This window comes from uncultured Rhodococcus sp., from assembly GCF_963525155.1.
Lineage (GTDB): Bacteria > Actinomycetota > Actinomycetes > Mycobacteriales > Mycobacteriaceae > Rhodococcus_F > Rhodococcus_F qingshengii.
The window spans coordinates 1-3,766 of the sequence record NZ_CAURKP010000309.1; the positions used below are offsets into that span (position 1 = coordinate 1).

At 63.4% G+C, this 3,766-nt stretch carries 5 protein-coding genes and 1 pseudogene; all 6 read left to right on the forward strand.

Annotated features, from left to right (window positions below):
• Positions 1-144 (forward strand): annotated as a pseudogene (gene pstB / locus RWT78_RS28645) (phosphate ABC transporter ATP-binding protein); the annotation flags it as partial.
• Between the two features lie 280 nt (positions 145-424).
• Complete coding sequence (ureA, locus tag RWT78_RS28650) at positions 425-727, forward strand: urease subunit gamma (protein ID WP_003939800.1); 303 nt, start codon at positions 425-427, stop codon at positions 725-727.
• Positions 724-1,194 carry an urease subunit beta gene (gene ureB, locus RWT78_RS28655; RefSeq protein ID WP_007733849.1) on the forward strand — a complete coding sequence of 157 codons (471 nt, stop codon included), beginning with the start codon at positions 724-726 and terminating at the stop codon, positions 1,192-1,194. The genes ureA and ureB overlap by 4 nt, the downstream gene beginning before the upstream one ends.
• Complete coding sequence (locus tag RWT78_RS28660) at positions 1,191-2,900, forward strand: urease subunit alpha (protein ID WP_007733854.1); 1,710 nt, start codon at positions 1,191-1,193, stop codon at positions 2,898-2,900. Before ureB ends, RWT78_RS28660 begins: the two co-directional genes overlap by 4 nt.
• Before the next feature lie 4 nt (positions 2,901-2,904).
• The gene (locus tag RWT78_RS28665; RefSeq protein WP_007733855.1) at positions 2,905-3,594 is read left to right on the forward strand and encodes an urease accessory protein UreF; all 690 of its coding nucleotides are present in this window, start codon (positions 2,905-2,907) and stop codon (positions 3,592-3,594) included.
• Positions 3,587-3,766: GTP-binding protein (locus RWT78_RS28670; RefSeq protein ID WP_314682759.1), on the forward strand; the 180-nt coding region annotated here is incomplete at its 3' end. The genes RWT78_RS28665 and RWT78_RS28670, both read left to right, overlap by 8 nt.

The window sequence follows — 3,766 nt, forward strand, 5'->3', positions numbered from 1 at the left end:
CGTGTGAGTGACCAGACGGCTTTCTTCAACCTCGAGGCAACCGGCAAGCCCGGTCAGCTCGTCGAGATCGACGACACCGAGAAGATCTTCTCGAACCCGACGCAGAAGGCCACCGAGGACTACATCTCCGGCCGCTTCGGATAGGTCCCGGGATCAACCCTGCACGATCATGTTTCACCCCCGTTTCCAACAGGAGACGGGGGTGAAACTTTTTGGTTGTGGTGATAGTTCCCACTCCGGTGCGCAGAGCTGAGCGTCGTTGGGCGCCCGAATAATTCGATGAGCAGCGCAAGTGCGCCGAGTGGACGCTGAAGTAGCCGACGACGTGAATCTCGTGGATACTGACGACGCTTCGGACAATGCTAATCTCGGCCCGACAGCACGCTGTCGATCGATGTCGTTTCACAACCGGAAGGGCTTGTCAGTGCACCTCACCCCTTCAGATACCGAAAAGCTGCTCCTGAGCGTCGCGGGCATGGTCGCCCGTGACCGCCGCGAGCGCGGGGTACTGCTGAACTACCCCGAAGCGATGGCACTGATCTCGTGCTGGATTCTCGAGCGCGCGCGTGACGGAATGACGGTTGCGGAACTGATGAACGCCGGTCGGCAAGTGCTCACCCGCGACGACGTGATGGAAGGGGTACCCGAGATGATTGCAAACGTCCAGGTGGAGGCCACTTTCCCGGACGGTCGCAAGCTGGTCACCGTGACGGAGCCCATTCGATGATTCCCGGCGAGGTACGTGTGTCCACCGAACCGCTCGAGTTCGGCACGGACGCGGAGAAGATCACGATGGTCGTCGTCAACGACGGCGATCGCCCCATTCAGATCGGTTCACATCTCCACCTTCCCGCGGCCAACCCGGCCTTGACCTTCGATCGCGAAGCGGCAGACGGCTTCCGGCTCGACATCCCCTCGGGAACGTCGGTTCGGTTCGAACCCGGGGTCAGCAGAACGGTGACACTGATCGCGCTCGGCGGACTCAAAAGGGTTCCGGGCCTGCAGATCGTGCCGGACGAAGACCTACCGACACATGCGCGCGAGCCCAAGACCGTCATGCCGTTCGGCACGCCCGGCGTCGAGGTCGAAGAACCTTTGCGAGCGTCCTCGGTGAACGTGCGTGTGAGTGATGTTCCAGTCGAGGCGGATTCACCGGACGACGCCGCGACGACAGTTGAGAGGACAGCCGAATGAGCAGGATCGATCGACGCGGCTACGCCTCCCTGTACGGCCCGACCGCAGGTGACCAGATCCGTTTGGCCGACACCGATCTGTGGATCGAGATCGAGCACGACTACACCGCGACCGGCGACGAGATGGTCTTCGGCGGCGGTAAGAGCATCCGAGAGTCGATGGGCCAGGGCCTGACCACTCGCGACCAGGGTGCTCTCGACGTCGTCATCACCAACACGGTGATTCTCGATCACTGGGGAATCGTCCGGGCAGACGTCGGAATTCGCGACGGACGCATCGTTGCGATCGGCAAGTCCGGTAACCCCGACATCATGGATGGCGTGCACCCCAAGTTGCTCATCGGGCCGAGCACCGACGTGATCGCCGGTGAGGGAAAGATCCTCACCGCGGGTGCGATCGACACTCACGTGCACTTCCTCAGTGAAGTCGAGATGATGGAAGCACTCGCCACTGGTACGACGACCGTGGCGGGCGGCGGAACGGGCCCCACCGAAGGAAGCAAGGCAACCACTGTCACGCCCGGCGCCTGGTCGCTGACGATGATGCACCGCGCCCTCGACCACATCCCGCTCAACGTCCTTCTTCTCGGCAAGGGCAGCACCGTCAGCCATGAGGCCATGCGTCAGGAAGCTCTCGCCGGCGCAGGCGGATTCAAGGTCCACGAGGACTGGGGTTCCACTCCGGCTGCGATCGACGCAGCTCTGCGCGCAGCCGACGAGTTCGGCCTCCAGGTAGCGCTGCACGCCGACAGCCTCAACGAAACCGGTTACGTACAGCACACTTTGGATGCGATCGCCGGACGCGGGATCCACGTGTTCCATGCGGAAGGCGCCGGCGGTGGGCACGCACCGGACATCATCGTGACGGCAGGTGAGCCGAACGTTCTTCCGGCATCGACCAATCCGACGTTGCCGCATACCGTCAACACGGTTGCCGAGCACCTCGACATGCTCATCGTGTGTCATGCGCTCAATCCCCGGGTTCCGGAGGATCTTGCCTTTGCCGAGTCCCGGATCCGGCCGACAACGATTGCAGCAGAAGACTTTCTGCACGACATCGGAGCCATCTCGATCACCTCGTCCGATGCCCAGGCGATGGGCCGTATCGGTGAGGTGACCCTGCGGACATGGCAGGTGGCTCACGTCATGAAGGCCCAGTACGGCAAGCTGGGCACCAGCATGCCGGCCGACAACGAGCGTGCGCGGCGTTACGTCGCCAAGTACACGATCTGCCCCGCGGTGGCGCACGGTATCGATCACGAGATCGGCTCGGTCGAGGCCGGGAAGATGGCGGACCTGGTGCTGTGGGATCCCGCGTTCTTCGGAGTCCGTCCTTCTGCCGTGATCAAGGGCGGGGCGATAGTTGCTGCGCCGCTTGGTGATCCGAATGCTGCTATCCCGACCCCGCAGCCGGTGTTCGTTCGCCCGGCCATCGCGGCGACTCCGGGATCGGCCCCACACCTGTCCACGACGTTCGTCTCTCCGATGGCCATCGAGGACGGTCTGGCCGACCGTCTCGGTCTCACGCGCACCCTTACCGGTGTTCGTCCGACGAGGCACCTCACCAAGGCGGATATGCCGAACAACACGGCGCTGCCGTCCATCGACGTCGATCCGGAGACGTTTGCCATCAAGGTCAACGGCGACCTGATCGCGCCCAACCCCGTTGACGTGGTGCCGATGGCTCAGCGCTACATGCTGTTCTGAAACCATGTCGATCGAGACGGCGTCTGCCGAGATAGCATCGATGCTCTTGGCAGACGGGCGTCTGCCTACCGGCGGTCACGCGCACTCGTCGGGGTTGGAACCGGCACTGGCGGGCGGACTCCTGCAGAGTCAGGTCCCTGACTTCATTCGCGGTCGACTCGAAACAGTCGGACTTGTCGAGGCCGCTTCAACGGTGGTCACGCGCCGCTGGGCCGTAAGTGAGGGTAGTGCAGGCGAACTCGAGGACATCTCGAGGGAACTGCTCGCTCGGACTCCCAGCGCACCGCTGCGTGAGGCGTCGATTCAGCTCGGCCGTGGGCTGGCGAGACTGGCGTCGCGATTGTGGCCGCAGCACCCCGCGGTGCAGATGCTCATGGCGCTGCCTGGGCATCCGATGCGTCCGCTCGCGTTGGGCGTCTTCACGGCGGTCTCCGGGATGGACGACCTACAGGCAGCCAGATCTTGTTTGTACGACGACGCCCAAACGGTGGCGTCGGCGGCATTGAAGCTACTGCCGGTGGATCCGGCAGAACCGGTCGAATGGTTGCTCCGAGCAGCCCCGACCATCGAAACCGTCGCCGCGGCTGCCGTAGCCGTCGAGGGCGTCGCAGATATACCCGCAACAACAGGGCCGTTGGTCGAACAATGGTCACTCGAACACCACGCTCGATCCAGGAGGATTTTCCGTGCTTGACAACCTGAACAACACCACCACTGCTGCAAGAGGTTTGAGGCTCGGCGTTGCCGGCCCCGTCGGCACCGGCAAAAGCACCCTCATCGCCACCATCTGCCGCGAACTCGCGGCGGAGTACGAGATCGCGGTGGTCACCAACGACATCTACACCGACGAGGACGCGCGACTGTTG